Annotated in this window: 21 protein-coding genes and 1 riboswitch; of the genes, 12 read left to right on the top strand and 9 right to left on the bottom strand. The window is 38.9% G+C overall.

All coding sequences use genetic code 11. The features are described from left to right. The first annotated feature begins 1 nt into the window (after position 1). Genes purN through purD form a run of 3 tightly spaced genes read left to right on the top strand, consistent with a single transcriptional unit; the run spans position 2 to position 3,330 of the window. Complete coding sequence (gene purN / locus CD126_RS02245) at positions 2 to 568, top strand: phosphoribosylglycinamide formyltransferase (protein ID WP_103369965.1); 567 nt, start codon at positions 2 to 4, stop codon at positions 566 to 568. Between the two features lie 18 nt (positions 569 to 586). Then, positions 587 to 2,065: a bifunctional phosphoribosylaminoimidazolecarboxamide formyltransferase/IMP cyclohydrolase gene (gene purH / locus CD126_RS02240; protein ID WP_103369964.1), complete on the top strand. Its 1,479-nt coding sequence runs from the start codon at positions 587 to 589 to the stop codon at positions 2,063 to 2,065. A 23-nt stretch (positions 2,066 to 2,088) separates the two neighbouring features. Further along, positions 2,089 to 3,330, top strand: coding sequence for a phosphoribosylamine--glycine ligase (gene purD, locus CD126_RS02235; protein WP_103369963.1), 1,242 nt, complete (start codon positions 2,089 to 2,091; stop codon positions 3,328 to 3,330). A gap of 240 nt (positions 3,331 to 3,570) precedes the next feature. Here the strand turns inward: purD and CD126_RS02230 are convergent, their stop codons facing one another. The 4 genes from CD126_RS02230 to graF all read right to left on the bottom strand — a co-directional run bounded on the left by CD126_RS02230 (position 3,571) and on the right by graF (position 6,975). Beyond that, positions 3,571 to 4,374 (bottom strand): energy-coupling factor transporter transmembrane component T family protein, encoded by an 804-nt coding sequence (locus CD126_RS02230; protein ID WP_049406849.1) that lies wholly within the window; start codon positions 4,372 to 4,374, stop codon positions 3,571 to 3,573. Continuing rightward, positions 4,367 to 5,776 carry an ABC transporter ATP-binding protein gene (locus CD126_RS02225; protein WP_103369962.1) on the bottom strand — a complete coding sequence of 470 codons (1,410 nt, stop codon included), beginning with the start codon at positions 5,774 to 5,776 and terminating at the stop codon, positions 4,367 to 4,369. The genes CD126_RS02230 and CD126_RS02225 overlap by 8 nt, the downstream gene beginning before the upstream one ends. Before the next feature lie 12 nt (positions 5,777 to 5,788). Further along, complete coding sequence (locus CD126_RS02220) at positions 5,789 to 6,373, bottom strand: ECF transporter S component (protein ID WP_049406853.1); 585 nt, start codon at positions 6,371 to 6,373, stop codon at positions 5,789 to 5,791. A gap of 119 nt (positions 6,374 to 6,492) precedes the next feature. Next, positions 6,493 to 6,597, bottom strand: a riboswitch (TPP riboswitch). A 243-nt stretch (positions 6,598 to 6,840) separates the two neighbouring features. Further along, entirely contained in the window at positions 6,841 to 6,975 is a 135-nt protein-coding gene (graF, locus tag CD126_RS12225) for a glycopeptide resistance-associated protein GraF (protein ID WP_198465107.1), read from the bottom strand. 514 nt (positions 6,976 to 7,489) lie between these two features. On the opposite strand from graF, the gene auxA reads away from it, so the two are divergent. The 5 genes from auxA to ptsP all read left to right on the top strand — a co-directional run bounded on the left by auxA (position 7,490) and on the right by ptsP (position 13,038). Further along, positions 7,490 to 8,824 (top strand): lipoteichoic acid stability factor AuxA, encoded by a 1,335-nt coding sequence (gene auxA, locus CD126_RS02215; protein ID WP_049406856.1) that lies wholly within the window; start codon positions 7,490 to 7,492, stop codon positions 8,822 to 8,824. Positions 8,825 to 9,122: 298 nt separating this feature from the next. Beyond that, the gene (locus CD126_RS02210; protein ID WP_103369961.1) at positions 9,123 to 10,292 is read left to right on the top strand and encodes a class I SAM-dependent rRNA methyltransferase; all 1,170 of its coding nucleotides are present in this window, start codon (positions 9,123 to 9,125) and stop codon (positions 10,290 to 10,292) included. A gap of 58 nt (positions 10,293 to 10,350) precedes the next feature. Continuing rightward, entirely contained in the window at positions 10,351 to 10,893 is a 543-nt protein-coding gene (locus tag CD126_RS02205) for a hypothetical protein (protein ID WP_049406862.1), read from the top strand. Positions 10,894 to 11,054: 161 nt separating this feature from the next. Then, positions 11,055 to 11,321, top strand: coding sequence for a phosphocarrier protein HPr (locus CD126_RS02200; protein WP_002471864.1), 267 nt, complete (start codon positions 11,055 to 11,057; stop codon positions 11,319 to 11,321). Position 11,322: 1 nt separating this feature from the next. Further along, on the top strand, positions 11,323 to 13,038 hold the full coding sequence (gene ptsP / locus CD126_RS02195; protein ID WP_103369960.1) for a phosphoenolpyruvate--protein phosphotransferase: 1,716 nt from the start codon (positions 11,323 to 11,325) through the stop codon (positions 13,036 to 13,038). A gap of 253 nt (positions 13,039 to 13,291) precedes the next feature. Here the strand turns inward: ptsP and CD126_RS02190 are convergent, their stop codons facing one another. Next, positions 13,292 to 13,522 carry a glutaredoxin family protein gene (locus tag CD126_RS02190; RefSeq protein ID WP_049406867.1) on the bottom strand — a complete coding sequence of 77 codons (231 nt, stop codon included), beginning with the start codon at positions 13,520 to 13,522 and terminating at the stop codon, positions 13,292 to 13,294. A 201-nt stretch (positions 13,523 to 13,723) separates the two neighbouring features. Here CD126_RS02190 and CD126_RS02185 point away from each other — a divergent pair, with 201 nt between their 5' ends. The 3 genes from CD126_RS02185 (at position 13,724) to CD126_RS02175 (ending at position 16,870) form a co-directional block, all read left to right on the top strand. After that, positions 13,724 to 15,076: a cytochrome ubiquinol oxidase subunit I gene (locus CD126_RS02185; RefSeq protein WP_049406870.1), complete on the top strand. Its 1,353-nt coding sequence runs from the start codon at positions 13,724 to 13,726 to the stop codon at positions 15,074 to 15,076. Then, positions 15,076 to 16,092, top strand: a complete 1,017-nt coding sequence (locus tag CD126_RS02180; protein WP_049406873.1) for a cytochrome d ubiquinol oxidase subunit II — start codon at positions 15,076 to 15,078, stop codon at positions 16,090 to 16,092. The genes CD126_RS02185 and CD126_RS02180 overlap by 1 nt, the downstream gene beginning before the upstream one ends. A 115-nt stretch (positions 16,093 to 16,207) precedes the next feature. After that, entirely contained in the window at positions 16,208 to 16,870 is a 663-nt protein-coding gene (locus CD126_RS02175) for a potassium channel family protein (protein ID WP_002471883.1), read from the top strand. A 55-nt stretch (positions 16,871 to 16,925) separates the two neighbouring features. On the opposite strand, the gene rnjA is transcribed toward CD126_RS02175, so the two are convergent. From rnjA to CD126_RS02160, 3 genes are all read right to left on the bottom strand, one after another. After that, on the bottom strand, positions 16,926 to 18,692 hold the full coding sequence (gene rnjA, locus CD126_RS02170; RefSeq protein WP_049406876.1) for a ribonuclease J1: 1,767 nt from the start codon (positions 18,690 to 18,692) through the stop codon (positions 16,926 to 16,928). Continuing rightward, entirely contained in the window at positions 18,692 to 18,907 is a 216-nt protein-coding gene (locus CD126_RS02165) for a DNA-dependent RNA polymerase subunit epsilon (RefSeq protein WP_002471871.1), read from the bottom strand. Before CD126_RS02165 ends, rnjA begins: the two co-directional genes overlap by 1 nt. 672 nt (positions 18,908 to 19,579) lie before the next feature. Continuing rightward, positions 19,580 to 20,962, bottom strand: coding sequence for an amino acid permease (locus CD126_RS02160; protein WP_103369959.1), 1,383 nt, complete (start codon positions 20,960 to 20,962; stop codon positions 19,580 to 19,582). Between the two features lie 334 nt (positions 20,963 to 21,296). Here CD126_RS02160 and CD126_RS02155 point away from each other — a divergent pair, with 334 nt between their 5' ends. After that, on the top strand, positions 21,297 to 21,569 hold the full coding sequence (locus CD126_RS02155; protein ID WP_065428822.1) for a hypothetical protein: 273 nt from the start codon (positions 21,297 to 21,299) through the stop codon (positions 21,567 to 21,569). Positions 21,570 to 21,662: 93 nt separating this feature from the next. Here CD126_RS02155 and def read toward each other — a convergent pair whose 3' ends face one another. Further along, the gene (gene def, locus CD126_RS02150) at positions 21,663 to 22,214 is read right to left on the bottom strand and encodes a peptide deformylase (RefSeq protein ID WP_049406883.1); all 552 of its coding nucleotides are present in this window, start codon (positions 22,212 to 22,214) and stop codon (positions 21,663 to 21,665) included. Positions 22,215 to 22,301: the final 87 nt, after the last annotated feature.

The raw sequence follows: 22,301 nt of genomic DNA, 5'->3' as shown, positions 1-22,301 counted from the left end.
TATGGTTAAAGTAGCAATCTTTGCCTCTGGTTCAGGCACAAATTTCGAAAACATTATGCAACGTGTGACAGCAGGGGAATTACCTAATATTGAGGTTACTGCACTGTATACAGATCAAGTTGAAGCGGAATGTATCCAGCGTGCGCAACAATTTGATTTAGATGTTCACATCACAGTATTGAAAGACTATGATTCCAAAGCTGACTATGAGCAAGCGATCCTTAAGCAGTTACAACTTGAGGGCGTTGAATGGATTATTCTAGCAGGATATATGAAATTGATCAGCGCTACCATCTTGGACGCATATGAAGGCAGAATATTGAATATCCATCCGTCATTGTTACCGAAGTACAAGGGTATTGATGCGATTGGACAAGCTTTTACTAGTGGTGACAAAGAAACCGGAACTACTGTCCATTATGTTGATAGTGGTATGGATACGGGCCAAATTATTGAACAACGTCAGTGCCCAATTTATGAAGATGATACAAAAGCAGACTTAGAACAACGAGTGAAATCACTTGAATATGAACTTTATCCGAAAGTCATAGCTGAAATTATTCAATAAGAGGGGCGAAATAACGTAATGAAGAAAGCAATATTAAGTGTATCGAATAAAGCAGGTATCGTAGATTTCGCGCGAGCATTAACTGAATTGGACTACGAATTGTATTCTACTGGAGGTACCATGCGCGCAATCGAAGAGGCAGGTGTACCTGTTCAATCGATCTCAAAGTTAACACAGTTTGACGAAATTATGGATGGACGTGTTAAAACATTACATCCAGCAGTTCACGGTGGTATATTAGCTGATCGTGATAAATCTGAACACCTTGATCAATTGAAAGAACAAGATATTGATCTCATCGATATGGTGGTTGTCAATCTTTATCCTTTCCAAGAAACAGTGGCGAATCCGGATGTAACAGAAATGGATGCAATTGAGAACATCGATATCGGTGGGCCAACGATGTTACGTGCGGCAGCTAAGAACTTCAAACATGTGACAACGATTGTGCATCCTGAAGATTATGATGAAGTGATCCAACGTCTACGAAACGACGATTTAGATGAAGCGTATCGTAAATCATTGATGATTAAAGTGTTCGAACATACGAATGCTTACGATCATGCGATTGTTAACTTTTTCAAAGATAGTAAAGAATCACTGCGCTATGGTGAGAATCCACAACAATCTGCTTACTTCGTACGTGAATCTGATGCTCCGAATACGATTGCGGGAGCGAAACAGCTTCATGGTAAACAATTAAGCTTTAACAACATTAAGGATGCAGACTCTGCATTAACGTTGGCGAAATCCTTTGAACAGCCAGCTGCAGTAGAGGTGAAACATATGAACCCGTGTGGTGTAGGTGTAGGTGAAACTATCGAAGAAGCTTACAACCGCGCTTATGAGGCGGATAGCCAATCTATCTTTGGTGGTATTGTTGCGCTTAACCGTCCAGTTGGGAAAGAGCTTGCTGAACAATTACACAGTATCTTCTTAGAAGTCGTCATTGCACCGGAATTCTCTCAAGATGCCCTTGATGTATTACAACAGAAGAAGAATATCCGCTTGCTAGAAATTGATATGTCAGTCAATGATGATGAAGAAGAGTTCGTATCTGTTTCTGGTGGTTATCTCGTTCAGGAGAAAGACCACTCTACAATCACTCGTGAAGATATGAAAGTCGTAACTGATGCAGAGCCTACTGAAGCACAATGGGATGCGATGCTCTTAGGCTGGAAAGTCGTTGCAGCAGTTAAAAGTAACGCGGTGATCCTCAGCAACCCACAACAAACTGTCGGTATTGGTGCAGGACAAATGAATCGTGTAGGTTCTGCTGAAATTGCAATTGAAAGAGCAATTGGTATTGATGATAATGTTGCGATGATTTCTGATGGTTTCTTCCCAATGGATGATACGGTAGAACTCGCTGCGAAACATGGTATCAAAGCAATTATTCAACCTGGTGGTTCAATTAAAGACCAAGATTCTATCGATATGGCCAACAAACATGGCATTGCTATGGTAACGACAGGAGAACGTCATTTTAAACATTAATCTCAACTACAGGAGGTAGAAAGATGAAAGTGTTAGTGATTGGTGCAGGTGGGCGCGAACATGTACTTGCACATAAGTTAAATCAATCGCCGCTCGTTGACGAACTTCATGCGATTCCAGGCAGTGACGCGATGGCTCAAGTCGCTGAAGTTCACACTGTTATTGCTGAAAGTGCACATGATGACATTGTTGATTTCGCACAACAACAAGGTATTGAATGGGTCGTTGTAGGTCCTGAACAACCATTGACTGAAGGTTTAGCAGATCGCTTGTTAGACGTAGATATTAAAGTCTTTGGTCCAACGCAAGCAGCTGCTCAAATTGAAGGCTCTAAATCATTTGCGAAGAAATTAATGGCTAAGTACGACATTCCAACGGCTGACTATAGTGAAATCACGAGCAAGACGGAAGCGCAAGCATACATTCAATCCTGCGACTACCCAGTGGTATTAAAGAAAGATGGTCTCGCTGCAGGAAAAGGCGTTATTATTGCGGAGAATTACGATGAAGCAGCAGAAGCGGTTGAAAAATTGTATCCAACAGACGACGAAACTGTAGTTTTTGAGACTTTCCTTGAAGGTGAAGAATTCTCACTCATGACGTTCGTGAATGGAGACTACGCCGTGCCATTCGATTGTATTGCGCAAGACCATAAACGTGCATTTGATAATGACCAAGGGCCGAACACTGGCGGTATGGGTGCTTATTGTCCTGTACCACATATCAGCTTAGAAGTCATCGAAGAAACGAATCGTCAAATTGCACAACCGATTGCTCAAGCGATGGAGCAAGAAGGCTATCATTTCTTCGGATTATTGTACATCGGTGCGATTCTCACTAAAGAAGGCCCGAAAGTGATCGAATTTAATGCGCGCTTCGGAGACCCTGAAGCTCAAGTCTTACTCACACGTATGGAAAGTGACTTGATGCAACATATTCTCGACTTAGACGCGAAACAACCAATTCACTTTAAGTGGAAAGATCAAGCTGTTGTTGGAGTTATGCTTGCGTCTAAAGGCTATCCTGGTAGCTATGAGAAAGGTAAAGAAGTCTCTGGCTTCACTTTAGATGAAGGTAAATATTTCGTGAGTGGTTTGAAGAAAGAAGGCGACCACTTCGTTACTTCAGGTGGCCGTGTAATCTTAGCTTTAGGAGAAGGCAAAGATATTGCTGAAGCGAAGAAAGCCGCTTATGAAGCAGTAGAACCTGTAGCTAATGATGCATTATTCTATCGTAATGATATTAGTGACAAAGCGTTACGTTAAGCTAGAGTAGTAATTGAGTGCTGAGCATGCTAACTTACTTTAAATAAATGTACAAATAGACATAATTTAACCCCGTTCCATGAATTGTTTGGAACGGGGTTTTTAAGATGTGATGAATGTTATTAATTATCTCAAAGTTCAGCAAGTTTTAGTGATAAAAGGGACTGGCTGTTATCGGCTAATAGCCATCATTTTCTATTGCCAAGTCCGCTCGCCTTTTACAAAACCTAAGAAAAATAGTTAGAAATTATGGCTACGTACATCTGGAATATCTGTAAGTGGTAGGACGTGTGCCAGATAACAACTGATGGCGAGTAGTGCTATGGTCACGACGATAAACACGATATCTTTGTATGAAAATGGTGCTTTGTAGTAGTACGTACGTGGACCATCTTGGAAGCCTTTCTTCTCCATCGCGACAGAAAGTTGATGTGCACGACGGATGTTCTGACTGAGCAACGGAATAAACAAATGTTTCAAACGTTTAAGTCCACGATAGTGTTGTGCATCTATAACTTGATAACGCATCTTGAGTGAATGACGCAATTGGATAAATGATGTGATCATAATGGGCACCATACGAATGGCTGCCATAAAGGCGTAAGCAAATTTCGGTTTCACCTTTAAGTGCTGCATCATACTGTAAAAAATCATGACGATTTCAGATGTTAATGAGATCAGTATCCCCATAGAGGAGACTGTTAATAAACGTAACGATAAATGAATGCCACGAATGAAACTCTCACGTGTGATATGGATGAAACCAAGTTTAAATAGGGTATGTGTTCCTTCTCCATAAAGAATCATTGATAATGACGATATAATCGCAAAAAAGATTGCGAAGAAGGTGAAGATACCCACAACTTTAAACTGCACGCCGTTAAATAAGACGAGAAACAGAAACATAAGTATCGTTGTATAAATCATGATATCGAATTGGTGAATAAAGATGACGAAGACGAATAAGAGTATCGCCATCACAATCTTCGTAATTACATTGACATCATGGACAAAGGTGTTGCGTACTTTCCACGCTTCAAACATGCATATCACCTGTCTTTCTTACTTCATGTAACTGCTGATCTTCAACGTGAATTTGTCGAGAAGGGTAGCGCGCAATAATTTCTGGGTCGTGTGTAATCATGATGATCGTCTGACCTTGCGCTACACGTTCTTGGAAGAGTTGGATCAAGTTAAAAGTATTATGGCTATCCAATCCAAAGGTAGGCTCATCCAACATGATAATATCTGCTGGTGAACTTAACGCGGTTGCCACACTCAGACGACGCTTTTGACCCATAGACAATTCGAACGGATGTTGGTTCTGCACGCGTTCTAAATTGAGTAAGCGTAACATGTCTTCAGTTTGTTGTTGCGCTTCCTTATTATCTTTTTGACTAAATTGAATAAAGATTTCATCATAAACAGATTGCGTAATAAACTGTAGCTCTGGGTTTTGATACACGAGATACATATGTTGTGCAGCATCTTTAATTTTCTTTAAGACATGTCCATTATAGGTCATCTTGCCATCGTATTTGATTAACTGCATCATAGATTCGAGCAATGTCGTTTTGCCGGTACCATTTTTACCTGTAATCGTGATCCACTCACCTAAAGAAACGGTAAATTCGTCAAGAGCAATCAATGTCTTGTTACCGCGACGAATGGCCCCATCTTGATAGCGAAAGACAGGCTCAGTAGGGGTGGAGGGTGTATCCTGTGCTTTAGGCGCATAATCCCATGCATTTGGATGCCATACCCCGTACTCGGTCAGTAGCTCCTCGTGCTGAGAGAGAATTGCTTCGGGTTTGTCATCAGCAATAATCTCAGCGTTATAATTGAGTAGAATGACACGGTCGATGTGTTCCCAAATATGTTCAACCTTATGCTCCACGATCACGACAGTTTGGTCTTCCCAGAAATCCTTGATCTTGCTCCACAATTCAGCTGTGGCTTCTGTATCAAGCATGGCTGTTGGCTCATCTAGGAAAAGAGTCTCAGCTTGTTGTAGTAACGTTTCTGCAATCGCTAATTTCTGTTTCATACCTCCGCTGAGTTGGTTTACGTATTGACCAGGATCAACATTGAGACCTACTGAATCTAAAGCGTGTTGAATCGCTTGGTCCATTTCGGAACGTGGCACTTGTCGATTCTCAAGTATAAAGCCTAGTTCTTCTTTCACTTTCGGCATGCAGAACTGGGTGTCAGGGTCTTGGAAGATCATGCCACAATGTTCATCAATATGTAATTCGTCATATTTCATTGGCAATTCGATTAATTCAGGAACGATGCCACTTAACACATTTAATAATGTACTCTTACCCGCCCCAGAGGGACCGAGTAAGAGTACTTTCTCTTTGTCATGAATGGTTAAATTGAGACCATCGAAGATCTTATGTTCACCATTCGGATACTTCAGACGTAAATTTTTAGTCGATAGCACAGTATCGTCTCCTTACAAGTTATCGTAATCTTTTTTAGATGCAGGTCTGAAGAGTTTGGTCACTCCGGTCTGATCCAGCGCCTTGACGATGTAGTAAGACAGTAAACCAGCGACTAACAGACCACCGATTAATCTGAAGACGATGTACAGTGTTAAGTTCCAACCTGATAACTCATTGAGGTAGCCATACGCGAAGTCGAGTGGCAAGGTAATAATCGCTGCCATTAACCCAGCAAGCATAGCTACTGCAGCTGAACGAGATTTGTAGCGGAAGATGAGGAAGATAACCTCACAAGCTACACCTTGGAGTAAACCATAAATCATCGTAGGGACATCGAAGCGGCCCATAACGATGGTTTCACCAGCACCTGCTGCAAACTCAGCTAGAATTGCGATACCCGGTTTAGGAATGATGAGATAAGCAACGACTGCTGCCATAAACCACATGCCGTAGACGATTTCTTCTACGTGCAAACCAGATATTTTAGAAAAATCATACACGAAATGCCAAACGTTATAAATAATCGCGAAGACGACGGCGATTAAGACTGTGACGAGTATGTCGGATAGCTTTAAACCTCTTGAAGCTCTTGTCATATCTATTTCCTCCCAATAAAAAACGCACAACCTCATCTAGAAGTTGCGCGAAAAACAAACAGAAAGAAATAAACATTGGATGAAGACTCTGCCGAGTCATAAAAGGCAGAGCTTAACATAATAGTAATCGCTCACTTTCCTACGCTAGTATCATCTAGATCAGGTTCAAAGGGTTTGAGGTTCTACCTCATCTCAGTTATAACATAACACCCCTAGTGCGTTAGATTGATTTGTAATTTAATTCTAATGTAGACTGGTTGAGAACGATTGTCAAGGCTTTCTTGAGATATGTGAGAGAAGTTCGGTTTAGCGAGGTCATATAGTAGCATAATTACATTAAAATACGCACGAAAATGCACGCGTCACATGGTATTAGTTGTGAGTGACGCGTGCTTTGCGACTAATAATTATAGGGTTTGTGTTTATCTTACGAATAAAATGTGTAGAATTCGAACGATGTTTAGCTATTAATCTAAAGTATCTTGGACGTTCTGTTTTGTTTCTTTAACGTTATCTTCGGCTTGTTCTTTCTTATCCTTTAATTGCTCTTCTTGTTCTTTAGCTTGTTCAGCTGCTTGTTTATTTTTGTCTTCATTTGTCATGGGAATCAGGCTCCTTTGTTGATTATTCTTACCACTTTTATTATACCCATTTTAAAGTATTTACACACAATTATATTGTGAAATCTGTTTCTTCGTGGGGCGAAATGGAAATAGAAGAAGTGAGTTGAGTTGATAGGTCGCGTGCGTTATAATTTACATACTTATCTCGCATTCGAAGGAAGCGTTAGTGTGCAAACATAAAAGGTAAGCTCAAGTTCAAATGCTATTGCTGTGTGCTATAAACGCTTCATTTACTTTTACTGAAAAAGTGGGGAGCGAGAATACAAATCGCGACTCAGCTTGTTTACAGAAAAGAACTTAAATTTATAAATTGCTGTCACAAAATACCATCGTCACTCGTTTTCAATGATGTTACATACTGAAAGGGACATTGTGGATTATGTTTAATCATTAGCGAGAAAAGTGTGAGAAATTTCGGTCTCTAGACCTATTTCTTGTACGATATAGAGACAACATGGATATGTTCATATATAATTGTTTTGAGGTGAAATGAATGTCTTTCCTTAAAAAACACGCCGAAATTATATACAGCTATATTATCGGTGCAGTCGCACTGTTAATAGGTGTTATTATATTACTCAATTTATCTTTCATTCACATGCTTAATGGGAAAGATAAGATCAACTTAAACATACATAATGTATGGGACTTTATTAACGCATTCTTTGCAGAAATTATTCGAGTCATGAGTACGTTTATTGGTAGCTTTCCAATCGTCAGTGCGATTATCATCATTCTGTTCGGTTTATTAGTTATCGGTATAGGTATTCTGTTGTTCAGAACAACTTCTTACGACTATGATATTTCTGTATTCTTCTTAGTCATCGGAATTCTATTCTTCATCATTACACTCGTCTTAATGACGCAAGTTTATAGTTTCTTTGCGATTATCTTTGTGATTCCTTTTATCATTCACATTGGTTATATCGTTTATAAAGATGATTTAAATCCGAATCACCGAAAATATCATTATTTATGGATTATCTTTAGCTATGGTATTTCTTACCTTATCACGCAAGTTGTGTTATATGGCCGCGTAGACAATAATGATATTATCCCGATTGACATCTTAAGTGTGAATGCTTTCTTCTTAGTGATGTGGTTACTCGGTCAAATGGCGATTTGGAACTTCTTGTTCTTACGCCGCTCTCTTCCGTTAACTAAGCAAGAGTTAGGTGAAGAAGAACCAGAATTATCACGGACGAACAAAGAGTCAATGACGAACCAAACGAAAGAACGTATTAAACACTTACAAGATAAAACGACTGAGATTACTCATAAGACACGTCGTAGTATGGATATTGAAAAAATGCGTAACAAGAAAGATCAATTCGTTGATAAATGGAAACAACGCATCGATATTCAAGAAGATGATGTACCGAAATGGATGCGCAAACCGAAATGGCTGAAATCATTATATATTGAATTAATTTGTGCAGGAATCATGCTCTTCTTTACACTCATTGAGTTGCACAACAGAAGTTCCTTGTTTATGTCAGGGAATTGGGAGTTATCACAAACGCAGTACGTTATTGAGTGGATCACTTTATTCTTGCTCATGTTAATCATGATCGTTTATGTGTTATTGACGTTAACCAATTACTTTAAAAATCGATTCTATTATTTACATCTCTTCATTATTAGCATACTCTTCTTCAAATTATTTACAGAGTTTGCGAATATTATGATTCACGGTCAATTATTCTCAACATTCATTACACCAATTCTGTTTATTATGCTCATCGCAGTCATCGTCGCTTTCGTGATTAAATTACGTGAGCCTGATCGTAATGATAAAGAGAGAATGGAATCTTTAAATTCGAAGTAGTTCTTACTTTTAAAAAGTTAAAATTGAGGATGAGAAGCAGATATGGAAATCAACTCGGTTTCTGTATCTGCTTTTTAAAATGACAAAAGCATTCTGCGCATTTCAAAGCTCATGAAAGAATTGAATTTCTCTGAAGAATAGGAGAGGATAGAATTGGCAAAAAAATGCGAATAAGTCGTAGGCTAAGCTCAATAAAGAATGATAAACTAGGTAAACACAGCATATGATATTGTAGGATTGAAAGTTAAAATAATAACACAATAACAGTGCATAAATAGAAAGGATGTAAGTGTCAGAGATGAAGACAGCGACATTAAATAAAGGTAAAGAGAAGAAGTATTTGAATCACTATCCATTGATAGATGAAGCGGACCTCTATGCACACGATCATTTGAAAGAGGGGGATATCTTTCAACTCGTGACTGACTCAGGAAATTATATTGCCACAGCTTACGTCGGTCATCAACATAAAGGACTCGGATGGGTGTTGAGCTACGATCAATCAGAAGATATTAATGCCACGTTCTTCATGAATTTATTTGAGGAAGCGCAAGCAGAAAGAGACTATTTCTATCATATTGAAGGTACTAATGCATTCCGTCTCTTTAATGCGGAAGGAGACGGTGTGGGTGGTTTAACCATCGATAATTATGATGGACATTTGTTGATTCAGTGGTATTCGAAAGGGATTTACAAATTTAGATATTTAATTCTACAAGCAATTCGACAAGTGTTTGATTATACGTCTATTTACGAGAAGATGCGCTTTCCTAACCACACGCATGCAGGTGGTTTTGTCGAAGGTGATGCACCAGAATTTCCTATTATTATTGAAGAGAACTTCACTTTCTATAACGTCAATCTAGATGATGATATGATGACGGGACTGTTCCTTGACCAGAAAGATGTGCGTAAGAAACTTCGTGATCACTTTGCGTCACATCGTGATGTGTTGAATCTCTTTAGTTACACAGGTGCATTTTCAGTAGTGGCAGCGAACGAAGCCAAGACAACGACAAGTGTTGATCTCGCTAACCGTTCACGTGAACTCACTGAAGAGAATTTCGGTGTTAACGCCATCGATCCTGAAACGCAGTATATCTATGTCATGGATACCTTTGACTACTATCGTTATGCAGAGCGTCACGGCATCACTTACGATACGATCGTTATTGATCCGCCAAGCTTTGCACGTAATAAAAAGAAAACATTCTCAGTGCAGAAGGACTACGACAAATTAATCGAGGGAGCGCTGAATATTATTGCGCCTCAAGGCACGTTACTCTTATGTACAAACCACAGTGAGTTTACGAAGAAACAATTTAAATCAGTGATTAAACAGACACTCAATAAAGCAGGCGTCGACTTTGAGTTTGCGGAAGTGATGGGCTTACCTAAAGACTTTAAGACACATCCGCATTACAAACCATCTAAGTATTTGAAAGCAATTTTCGTCCAACTTAAATAAATTGTGCTGAATCGGGTATGTAGTCTTGTGAACAATTAACTATGAGGAGCGATGGATCATGAGTTTTACTAATAAGATTACGAACGATGTCACTAGTAAGATTGGAAATAAAGTTCTCAACATTGAAGAGATTAAAGAGAAAAGCAATATTCCTACTACGAAAGCAGAATTAAAGGAACGTCATCGTCGTGCGATGTCATTAGTGAAGAAGAAATCTTTACTTTCTTCTGGAATGAGCGTCGTACCGATTCCTGGATTAGACTTCGGTGTAGATATTAAATTAATGCGCGATATCATTGAAGATTTAAATAAACTGTATGGTTTAGATCACAAACAAGTGAATTCTTTAGGCGATGACACGAAACAACGTATCTTCTCTGCTGCAGCAATTCAAGGTAGCCAATTTATCGGTAAAAAGGTGTCAAACGCAATCTTAAAAGTCGTGATTCGTGACGTAGCAAAACGTGCAGCGGCAAAACAAACGAAATGGTTCCCTGTCGTAGGTCAAGCAATCTCAGCTTCAATTAGCTTTTACTTTATGAAAAAAGTTGGCGAAGATCACATGAAAAAATGTGAAAGTGTCATCAAATCTCTATGGTAATGGAACCCGTTTCATAAAATAGTCAAAAGTGCTACAAATATTATCGTAGCTAGGGTTTAACAAATTGAATTTCAATATCAATTTTGGTAATGTTTAGTTATAAGGCTAAGAAAGTTTAATTAAACTGAACGATTCTAACTATACGAAGGAGACAGCATATTATGGAACAAAAATCATATGTAATTATCGACGAAACAGGTATTCATGCACGTCCAGCTACAATGCTTGTACAAACAGCTTCAAAATTCGATTCAGATATTCAATTAGAATACAACGGTAAGAAAGTTAACCTTAAATCAATCATGGGTGTTATGAGCTTAGGTGTAGGCAAAGATGCTGAAATTACAATCTATGCTGATGGTAGCGACGAAGCGGACGCAATCGAAGCGATCACTGAAATCTTATCTAAAGAAGGTTTAACAGAATAATATGTCACAACGTATGAACGGAATTGCGGCTTCAGACGGCGTCGCAATTGCAAGAGCATATTTACTCGTTGAACCTGACTTATCCTTTGAACGTGATAAGGTTGCGGATGTTGATGCAGAAATCAACAAGTTTCGAAACGCTATCGATACTTCTAAAGTTGAATTAACTAAGATTCGAAATAACGCCGAAGATAATATTGGCCCAGATAAAGCGGCGATATTTGATGCGCATTTACTCATTCTGGACGACCCAGAAACTATTAAACCCGTAGAAGAAAAGATTTCTAACGAACAAGTGAATGCACCGACGGCATTGACTGACGTGACTTCACAATTTGTAACGATCTTTGAGTCTATGGACAACGAATATATGAAAGAGCGTGCCGCAGATGTTCGCGACGTATCTAAACGCGTCTTAGCACACATCCTTGGCGTGACATTACCTAACCCAAGTATGATCGATGAGAATGTCGTTATTATCGGTAATGACTTAACGCCATCTGATACAGCTCAATTAAATAAAGAGTTCGTACAGGGTTTCGTTACGAATATCGGTGGAAGAACGTCACACTCTGCAATTATGAGTCGTTCTTTAGAAATTGCTTCCGTCGTAGGTACGAAATCAATCACTGAAGAAGTACAACAAGGTGATATGATTATCGTAGATGGTATGACAGGTGAAGTGATTATCAATCCGACAGAAGATGAAGTCATTGCATATCAGAATAAGCGTGAACGATTCTTTAAAGATAAAGAAGAACTTAAGAAATTACGTGACGAAGAAACAACAACAGTAGACGGTGTTAACGTTGAGCTTGCGGCAAACATTGGTACGCCTGAAGACCTTAATGGTGTCATTGATAATGGCGCCGAAGGTATTGGATTATACCGTACAGAATTCTTATATATGGGCAGAGACGAAATGCCGTCAGAAGATGAACAATTTGAAGCGTACAAATCCGTTTTACAAGAAATGGATGGTAAACGCGTCGTTGTTCGTACGTTGGATATCGGCGGAGATAAAGAGCTACCATATTTAAATCTGCCGGAAGAAATGAATCCATTCTTAGGTTACAGAGCAATTCGTCTATGTCTGAATGAACCTGAAATATTCAGACCACAACTTCGTGCGTTATTACGTGCGTCAACGTATGGTAAGTTAAGCATCATGTTCCCAATGGTTGCAACAGTTCAAGAGTTCCGTGATGCGAAAGCATTACTCAACGAAGAGAAAGAGAAGTTAATCAAAGAAGGCGTAGAAGTAGCTGAGGATATTGAACTTGGTATTATGGTTGAAATTCCAGCTACAGCTGCTTTAGCTGATGTCTTTGCGAAAGAAGTCGACTTCTTTAGTATCGGTACGAACGACTTGATTCAATATACGATGGCGGCAGATCGTATGTCAGAACGTGTATCTTATCTTTACCAACCATACAATCCATCTATTTTACGCCTTGTTAAACAAGTCATTGATGCTTCACATCAAGAAGGTAAATGGACAGGTATGTGTGGTGAAATGGCTGGCGATGCTACTGCTATTCCAGTATTGCTCGGTCTAGGTTTAGACGAGTTCTCTATGAGTGCGATATCTGTACTCAAAGCACGTCGCCAAATCAAAGGTTTAAGTCAGAACGAAATGCGTGAACTTGCAAATCGTGCACTCGATTGTGTTTCTGCTGATGAAGTAGAAGATTTAGTTCAATCTTATACGAAATAAGTTGTTTTTATAACTATGATTGATAAAAAATAAGAGCTTAAGTTGAAGGCAAATCGCTTCAACTTAAGCTCTTTTTAGTAGGTCTAAGACAGAAAAGTCGTGTTTCTATAGTCTGGGGTTGGGCTGGCCCCATCTACTATATTATATGATGATCTGGCATAGCGCCTTTTATCAATATTATCTATGTTTAGTGCCATATAAAATCAGGAATGATAGTAGTATATTCATTTCTGTCGAAAATAGTATAAATCTTCTACTCAATGCCAAACGCGTGATTGATCTTATCCATATCTACAGAATACATAGGCTCTCCATTTAACAGAATAAATGGCGTTGCAAACGCATCATAATCTATCATCTCATTACGATATGGACCATGATTAATATTCTTTTCAGTATAGTCGACGTTATGTTCAGCTAAGTAATTTTTTACAAATGTGCAAGGTGGGCAGTCATCTTGGGTATAAATAACAATTTCACTCATAGTGATACTCCTTTTAAGCTTAGAATAATTACAGATTAGCATAATCGTTGAACAGACGAAAGTAGTCTGAACCGCGCGTTGTCAAAGATTTGTCATTTAATTTATGAACAAAATGATTTCATTTGGCATAGTAGTCGATTTATAATTTAACAGAATCATGAGTAAAAACTCAATGATATTTATATAAATATAGGTGATATTATGGATTCAGTTGAAATTGCACGTTTTCTCACAGGAATGACGCTCGCAGTTCATATTATATTCGCAACGATTGGTGTAGGTATGCCACTCATGTTTGCTATCGCTGAATTTCTAGGGATTAAGAAGAAAGACCCTGAATATTTAACTTTAGCGAAGCGTTGGGTAAAAGGGTACACGATCACCGTTGCAGTAGGTGTTGTTACAGGTACGATTATAGGTTTACAACTTTCTCTATTATGGCCGTCCTTTATGAAAATTGGTGGACATGTCATCGCACTACCGCTCTTTATGGAGACGTTCGCATTCTTCTTTGAAGCGATCTTCTTGAGTATTTATCTCTACACTTGGGATCGTTTCAAAAGCCAATGGACGCATCTTATTATTAGTATACCCGTGATACTAGGTGGTTCCTTCTCAGCATTGTTTATCACCTCAGTTAACTCCTTCATGAATACACCCGCAGGATTTGAAATGAAGAATGGCAGAATGATTAACGTCGAACCGTGGGCTGCGATGTTTAATGATTCGTTCTTAGTGAGATCATTCCACGTCGTTGCAACGGCCTTAATGACGATGGCTTTCGTTCTCGCAACGATCGCTGCTTTTAAACTGTTAAAGAATAAATTTAAGAAAGACGCCGCTTATCATAAGAAAGCTTTAAAACTAACGATGATTCTCGGTTTGATCTTTACGTTAGGTTCTATGCTAGCCGGAGATATGTCAGCGAAATTCCTACATCAAGAACAACCGGAGAAACTCGCTGCGTATGAATGGCACTTTGATACCCAAAGTAAGTCTGATCTCGTATTCTTCGGTGTACTGGATGAAGATAAACAAGAAGTTTCAGGGGCAGTCAAAATACCTGGCTTACTTAGCTTCTTGGCTGATAATAACGTGAATACGAAAGTGAAAGGTTTAAATGATTTTAAAGAGAGTGAACTCCCACCGATGATTGTCCATTACTACTTTGATTTGATGGTCGCAATGGGTGTGTTCTGTTTCATCGTCTCAGCCGTATTTATTATTACGATGATTTTTAAACGCTTACGTCGTTGGACTTTCAAGAAACCATTGCTTTATGCAGCAATCCTAACGGGTCCAGCTGCACTATTAGCGATTGAATTTGGTTGGTTCTTAACTGAACAAGGACGTCAACCGTGGATTATTAGAGGTTATATGAAAGTGGCACAGGCAGCCACACAAGCAGGTGGACTCACGTTAGTAACGATTCTGTTTGGATTACTATATTTAGTCCTTCTCGTTACTGCATCTTACGTGCTGATTCGGATGTTCAGAAACAAACCTGCTTACAAAGAGATCGACGAACTTTCCTCAGAAAGAGGTGACCATTAATGGATTACGCACATGTAGGCATATTAGTCTTATCGCTATTCTTATTCTGCTATATCATCATCGGTTCAATAGATTATGGGGCAGGGTTCTTCACGTTGCATGCGAAGATTACACATCAAGATAAACGTATTAATCACCTCATTGCGCGGTATTTAAATCCGGTGTGGGAAGTGACGAATGTGTTCTTCGTCTTCTTCTTCGTAGGAATAGTCGGGTTCTTCCCAGATACAGCGAAATATATGGGTACTGTTTTACTCGTACCAGCGTCTATTTCGCTGATTCTATTATCAATTCGCGGCGGTTTCTATGCCTTTGAGAACTATGGTCCTGATACGAAATTACCGTGGCTTGCCCTTTATGGTATAGCAGGGTTATTTATTCCAGCCTCTCTATCAGTTGCTTTTACCGTATCAGAAGGGGGCTATATTCACGAGTATGCGCATCACATTGATTTAGATTGGACAGAACTCTTGCTAAGCCCATTCTCATGGGCAGTCGTCTTCCTCGCTGTGCTCACCGTGCTATATATTTCAGCAGGTTTCCTGACGTATTATGCAGCGAAAGCGGAAGATTGGAAGGCGTATAAACTTGTGAGATATTGGTTCATCTTCTGGGGACCACCGATGATTGCGATGTCCTTATTCGTGCTCTTAACGTTAAGAATTCAGAACCACACGCATTTCATGACCGCGGTGCAAGATTATTGGTGGATGTTTGCGTTAAGCTTAGTATGTTTCGTCATCGCCTTGTTACTTGTACTCTTTAAGGTTGCGCATGGTTTAGCCTTTATCATGGTCATCTTACAAGTGTTCTTTGCTTTCCTTGGTTATGGTTTGAGTAAAATGCCTTACATTCTCTATCCGTATGTCAGCATCGAACATGGTGCAGCCAACGGTAGTATGGCATTAGCGTTGATTATTGCGTTTATAGCAGGTTTCCTATTACTCTTACCATCTCTTTTATTCTTGATGCGTTTATTTATTTTCGATAAAGGTTATGTGAAAGGTAAAAAATAGAATTTAAACTTTTAAGGTGAGAATGATTGAAATATGATGTGTTTTACTATACGCTAATGACGTTAGAATACTCATAGATAAATCATTCTCATCTTATTTATTATGGAGGCAACTTATGGATAAAGAGTACGTCGTTATCGGTCTTGGACGTTTCGGTGGTAGTATCGTCCGAGAACTCAATGCTTTAGATATGGATGTTATGGCGATTGATTTTAACGAGAATCGCGTCAACGAATATAGCGATATTGCTACACATGCTGTAGTGGCAGATACGACTGACGAAGCGGTGATGAAAAGCTTAGGTATTCGTAACTTTGATCATGTCATCGTGGCTATAGGGGAGAACATTCAATCCAGTACGTTAACTACATTGATCTTGAAAGAACTTGGCGTGAAGAAAGTTACTGCGAAAGCGCAGAATGATTACCATGCGAAGATTCTTAATAAAATTGGTGCAGATACCGTCGTGCATCCTGAACGTGATATGGGTCGACGCATTGCACATAATGTGGCGAGTGCCAGTGTCTTGGACTATCTTGAACTTGCGGATGAACATTCTATCGTGGAAATTAAAGCGAGTGAGAAGATGGCAGGGCAGTCGATTATTGATATGGATATTCGTGCGCAGTATGGTATTAGTATCATAGCAATCAAACGTGGACGTGACATTATTGTTTCTCCTGATCCTAATATTAGTATTGAATTCGGAGATATCTTGATCATGATTGGTCATGACAATGATTTGAGTCGCTTTGAGAAGAAAGTCGTTAGAGGTTAAGTTATAGTATGGGAAAAGGTCGCAAACGCTTGAATGGGTTTGCGACCTTTTTATGCTATGATTTATCTTGTTTTTTACTTTTACCTTTGCGGAAACCTTTGTAAGAAGGTTTGAACGTTTTCTTATGATGATTAGAGCCTGACTGATGTTCGTTTACTTTCATGATTACTGGAAGAATCATCGGTTTACGCGCTGTCTTATCGTAAAGATAAGGCTGTAACGTTTCGATGATAGATGACTTGATTTGGTGCCATTGAATATCCTTATTCTGATTCAACTTGCCAATCACGTCCGTCTTAATCTTCTTCTGAGCGTCATAAATGAGTTGACCTGACTCACGCATGTAAACGAAACCACGAGAGATAATATCTGGACCAGAAAGTAGGCGATTGGTATGGAAATCAATACTTACGACTACAATCACAAGACCTTCTTCTGATAGTAACTTACGGTCTCTAATCACAACGTTACCAATATCGCCGATACCACTACCGTCGACAAGCACATTGCCTGATGGTATACGGCCAGCGTAACGAGCAGAATCGTGAGTGAGCGCGAGCACATCACCGATCTCAAAGATAAAGACATTGTCCGGATCCACACCACAATCAATACCTGTTTGACTGTGTGCTTTCAACATACGGTATTCACCATGAATAGGTAAGAAGAACTTCGGTCTGAGTAAACGTAACATCAATTGTTGGTCTACTTTAGAACCGTGACCGGATGTGTGGATATTTGATACTTTGTTATGAATAACTTCCGCACCTGCTCGATAAAGCGCGTTGATTGTACGGTTGATACTCTTCGTATTACCTGGGATAGGTGAAGAGCTAAACACCACAGTATCTTCAGGAATAATCTTAATTTGTTTATGCGTACCGTTGGCAATTCTTGATAATGCTGCCATCGGTTCACCTTGAGATCCTGTACAAAGGATGAGCAATTGATGTTTCGGCACGCTATTAATCTTGTTCGGTTCAATAAATGTTTCTGGCGGTGCTTTGATGTAACCGAGTTCCATACCAATCTTGATGTTATTTTCCATTGAGCGACCGAACGTCACGATTTTACGATCATATTTAATCGCTGCTTCTACCGCTTGTTGTACACGATAAATGTTTGATGCGAACGTAGCGAAGATGATACGTCCTGTGCAGTTTCTGAAAATTTTATCAACGTTTTGTCCAACTTCTCTTTCGCTAAGCGTGAAATCTGGAACGAGAGAGTTTGTAGAGTCAGACATTAAGCAGAGTACGCCTTCTTCACCTAATTTAGCCATTTTAGCCATATTCGCAGGTTCACCTACAGGCGTGAAATCAAATTTAAAGTCACCTGTGTGAACGATATTACCTTCAGGTGTATTCACAATCACACCATAAGCCTCAGGAATACTGTGCGTTGTGAGGTAGAATGAAATTTCAAAATGCTTAGATTTGATCACACTATCTTCATCAATCTCATTGAGAGATGCTGTGCGTAATAAATGATGCTCTTCAAGTTTGTTGCGGATTAAACCGAGAGCGAGTGGACCACCATAAATAGGTACGTTAATTTGTTTAAGTAAATAGGGCACACCACCTATATGGTCTTCGTGTCCGTGTGTGATGAAACAACCGACAATCTTATCTTCGTTCTGTTCAAGATAAGTATAGTCAGGAATCACATAGTCGATTCCGAGAAGGTTGTCATCCGGGAACTTAATTCCCGCATCAATGATGACAATCTCGTCTTTGTATTCGACGGCATAGGTATTCTTACCGATTTCACCTAAGCCACCAAGCGCGTATACCGCAACTTCATTATTGTGAATTTGCTTCATTATTCAGCTTGCTCCACATTGAAATCTTCAGATTGTTTCTCGTAATCTAAATGTGCGCCCTCTAATTTAGTGATAAATTCGATATTATAATTACGATCTTTCAAATAACGTCTAACTTGTTCTTCTGTTTGTGCTTCAACATAAATCGTTTGTGTATTTTCACGTACGATTACTTCATTGCGATTATGTTGAAAGAATACTTTAAATACTGCCATTTGTTACAGTTCCTCCTATATATTACTTGTTTATATTTTTAAAATAATTAAAGTTAACTCCCTGGTTGAATACTTGGTACGAAATAAATGGAACTTATTTCTATCAAAATAGGTGATGTTACTAAAAAGAAAGAGAACATACCAGCTTTCTGCCCAGTATGTTTCCAGGGATAATTGATGTCGTTCGTAGAGAAATGAGCTGCCAACTCATGGTGTTTGGTAAAGTTCAAAGATAGAATAATTAAAACCTCTAGCTAACTGTGATTTAATATGGATAAAATAAGTCATTCTATCTGTACAATATCATGAGTATTTGAGTTGCTCATCTCAATTTCAGTTAGTTCTTATTTTACATTATGTGAATAAATAAATAAAGCAGTTTTATTTTAATAGGAGGGTGAGCAGTGTAGAAAGTCGTAATATCGGAGTCCTATTTTCACTGTACTAACTCATAATGTTGAGAATGTCCGTGGTAAGACTAAAAAGAAAATACTAGATTTATAAGATGAAATCCTAACTTATATTGAAGTGGGTTCTCACGTTCATGTGCATGCGAGAACTTAAAGCATACCCTTTTACCGTTTAAAAAAGCTATGAAGCAACTCATCGTGTTCGAGCTCTTCATAGCTTAAATCAATATTTCAAATACACTGTTATACTCAGCCTTTTAACTTAAAGTTTTGCCAACCGATCCGTATCTTTGGAAAGTGCACGCTTATGGAAGTAGTAAGCGATAGCAACACCACTGTACCATACTGGCGATAAAATAAAGCCAATCAACGTTTCAGGATCGAACAGCAAGATGATTGCGATAAAGATAAAGAAGATGATTACTGAGTAAGCAGCGAAGACACCGCCCGGTAATTTGAACTTACTTGCTTGATGCAATGCTTTATCCTTTTTCACATAACTAATATAAGCACAAACGATGAGTGCCCATACTACAATCGTGATGGATGTGACGACAGAACTGATATACACAAAGACCTTCTCACCGTCAGGGATGATAAAGTTCAAGATGACAGTAATCGAAATCAAGATACATGTCACGATGAGCGCATTCTGAGGAATGCCACGTTTAGATAAAGCGACCATCATCTTAGGTGCTTGTTGTTTATCTCCTAGACTAAATAGAATTCGACTATTCGTGAAGATACCACTGTTAGCAGATGAAGCAGCAGCTGTTAGGACTACTGAGTTGATAAGTAACGCTGCGAAAGGTACACCGGCTAATGCGAATAATGAAACGAATGGACTGTTCTCAGGATTGATTTGCGTCCATGGAACAACCATCATGATGACAGCGAGTGCTCCGACGTAAAAGATGATGATACGAAGCGGTACACTGTTAATCGCACGTGGTAGTGTCTTCTCAGGATCTTTCGTCTCACCCGCTGTGATACCTATGAATTCAATACCCATAAACGCGTAAACTGCCATTTCAAATGACATCAAGAAGCCACTCACGCCATGTGGGAACATGCCACCATGTGAATAAAGGTTAGAGAATGAAGCATGTGCACCCGTAGGCGTCTTGAATGCAAGCGCAACTAATACGATTCCTACAACAATTAATGCAAGGATGGTCACGACTTTAATAATCGAGAACCAGAATTCCAATTCGCCGAAGATCTTCGTACTGGATAAGTTAAGTACGAGTAAAAATATTAATACTGAGAAACACGTCAGCCAGTTCGGTATGTTTGGATTGAAGTAGTTAATATATTGTGCGATAGCCGTTAGATCACCCATAACCGTGATGACCCACGACATCCAATATGACCAACCGACTACAAATCCTACGAAGGATCCTAAGTATTCATGTGCAATATCCGTAAATGTGTTGAAACCTGTTTTTGCGAGTAGCATTTCTCCCATTGCTCGCATAAATAAGAATAAGAAAAATCCTACAATCATGTACGTAAAGAGTATAGAGGGACCTGCTTTAGCAATGGTGTTCCCTGATCGAAAGAACAACCCTGTCCCGATAGCGCCGCCAATCGCAATGAGTTGGATATGACGGTTGCTCAGTTCTCTTCTTAGATGTTTTGCCATTGTTTTTCTCCCCAGTCACTTTAGAGTGAATAATATACTTTGTTTATGAGTGAACATACCCCTATTGTTCAAGCGTATATTATTAAAGTTATATTACACTAATGTTCAGAATATTACAACTTGTTTCTGTAAAATGCTTTGAAAGTCGTTCATAACAAGGTTCTGAATACTTTTTTAAAATACAGAGGGGAAATGATGGAATGCACATTTTCACCTATATCTCAACGACTGAACATATTCGTTTGCGTTGAAGATTACTTGTAAATGGATACTCGTATCCGCTATGATAATATTATTCTTATTAATGGATGTCCTGAGGAAGAAGGGGATTATTATGGCAACTTTGAAACAACTGATTAAAGAAATCGAATGGGAAAAAGGGCGCAAGGATAAACTGTTGCAAAAAATAATATTTGAAGTGAGAGGACAACAGGTCATCATGTTCTTCGAATATGATGAAGTCGTTGATAATATTCACGGCAATCCATATGCAGTGAAGCATCATCATGATCCTGAATTTATTGCATTAGAGGATATGGAAACAATTAAGCAGAAATTATCAGAATTACATATTCCTTATAGCGAGCGGCGTGACGTTTTTATGTAACGTCTGCTGATAAAATAAATAGATGGATAGTTAAGAAAAACGCGCTAACGAGGCAAGACTTGTTCCTCTTTAGCGCGTATTCTTATATTTAATTTAAGCTTCGATTGCACCTTCATGTGGTGTAAGTGGATGGTCGTCATCAATATGATCGTAGAACATGACGCCATTTAAATGATCGATTTCGTGTTGTACCACGATAGCTGGGTAGCCTTTAAGACGCAGTTTCAACTCGTTTCCATCGATATCATATGCTTTTACTGTTATGCGGTAATTACGATGGACTAATCCTGGAATATCTTTATCTACACTAAGACACCCTTCACCAGTAGGAAGATAAGCTTCTTGAACGCTATGACTCATAATCTTAGGATTAACCAACATTAAATCATAGGATTTACCATTTCCATCATCAGGTAAATAAACTGCAATCATTCTTTTAGACAGATTGATTTGAGGTGCAGCTAAACCCACGCCTGAGCGTAAACCATATTTCTTCGCAGTTTCCTCATCTTGACTGTTAATTAAGAACGTGCGCATTGCTTGAAGCGTCTCACGTTCGTCATCTGATAATGGTAGTTCAACTTCTTTCGCTTTCTCACGTAATGTAGGATGCCCATCTTTAATGATATCTTTCATAGTTAACATTAGTCATACACCTTCCTTAATTATCCACTATACCAAATTTGACGCGGCAAGATACAGTATTCTAGTTGCTTTTGCAAGAAAAATTTT

It is taken from the genome of Staphylococcus pettenkoferi, assembly GCF_002902685.1.
Taxonomy (GTDB): domain Bacteria; phylum Bacillota; class Bacilli; order Staphylococcales; family Staphylococcaceae; genus Staphylococcus; species Staphylococcus pettenkoferi.
Note: the sequence above shows the minus strand (reverse complement) of the source record. Positions and strands in the feature narration are given on the sequence as shown.

Excerpts from the sequence above, each read along its gene's own strand:
- purN (WP_103369965.1), top strand. The coding sequence starts at position 2 with ATGGTTAAAGTAGCAATCTTTGCCTCTGGTTCAGGCACAAATTTCGAA.
- purH (WP_103369964.1), top strand. The coding sequence starts at position 587 with ATGAAGAAAGCAATATTAAGTGTATCGAATAAAGCAGGTATCGTAGAT.
- purD (WP_103369963.1), top strand. The coding sequence starts at position 2,089 with ATGAAAGTGTTAGTGATTGGTGCAGGTGGGCGCGAACATGTACTTGCA.
- CD126_RS02230 (WP_049406849.1), bottom strand. The coding sequence starts at position 4,374 with ATGTTTGAAGCGTGGAAAGTACGCAACACCTTTGTCCATGATGTCAAT.
- CD126_RS02220 (WP_049406853.1), bottom strand. The coding sequence starts at position 6,373 with ATGACAAGAGCTTCAAGAGGTTTAAAGCTATCCGACATACTCGTCACA.
- graF (WP_198465107.1), bottom strand. The coding sequence starts at position 6,975 with ATGACAAATGAAGACAAAAATAAACAAGCAGCTGAACAAGCTAAAGAA.
- auxA (WP_049406856.1), top strand. The coding sequence starts at position 7,490 with ATGTCTTTCCTTAAAAAACACGCCGAAATTATATACAGCTATATTATC.
- CD126_RS02210 (WP_103369961.1), top strand. The coding sequence starts at position 9,123 with ATGAAGACAGCGACATTAAATAAAGGTAAAGAGAAGAAGTATTTGAAT.
- CD126_RS02205 (WP_049406862.1), top strand. The coding sequence starts at position 10,351 with ATGAGTTTTACTAATAAGATTACGAACGATGTCACTAGTAAGATTGGA.
- CD126_RS02200 (WP_002471864.1), top strand. The coding sequence starts at position 11,055 with ATGGAACAAAAATCATATGTAATTATCGACGAAACAGGTATTCATGCA.
- ptsP (WP_103369960.1), top strand. The coding sequence starts at position 11,323 with ATGTCACAACGTATGAACGGAATTGCGGCTTCAGACGGCGTCGCAATT.
- CD126_RS02190 (WP_049406867.1), bottom strand. The coding sequence starts at position 13,522 with ATGAGTGAAATTGTTATTTATACCCAAGATGACTGCCCACCTTGCACA.
- CD126_RS02185 (WP_049406870.1), top strand. The coding sequence starts at position 13,724 with ATGGATTCAGTTGAAATTGCACGTTTTCTCACAGGAATGACGCTCGCA.
- CD126_RS02180 (WP_049406873.1), top strand. The coding sequence starts at position 15,076 with ATGGATTACGCACATGTAGGCATATTAGTCTTATCGCTATTCTTATTC.
- CD126_RS02175 (WP_002471883.1), top strand. The coding sequence starts at position 16,208 with ATGGATAAAGAGTACGTCGTTATCGGTCTTGGACGTTTCGGTGGTAGT.
- rnjA (WP_049406876.1), bottom strand. The coding sequence starts at position 18,692 with ATGAAGCAAATTCACAATAATGAAGTTGCGGTATACGCGCTTGGTGGC.
- CD126_RS02165 (WP_002471871.1), bottom strand. The coding sequence starts at position 18,907 with ATGGCAGTATTTAAAGTATTCTTTCAACATAATCGCAATGAAGTAATC.
- CD126_RS02160 (WP_103369959.1), bottom strand. The coding sequence starts at position 20,962 with ATGGCAAAACATCTAAGAAGAGAACTGAGCAACCGTCATATCCAACTC.
- CD126_RS02155 (WP_065428822.1), top strand. The coding sequence starts at position 21,297 with ATGGCAACTTTGAAACAACTGATTAAAGAAATCGAATGGGAAAAAGGG.
- def (WP_049406883.1), bottom strand. The coding sequence starts at position 22,214 with ATGTTAACTATGAAAGATATCATTAAAGATGGGCATCCTACATTACGT.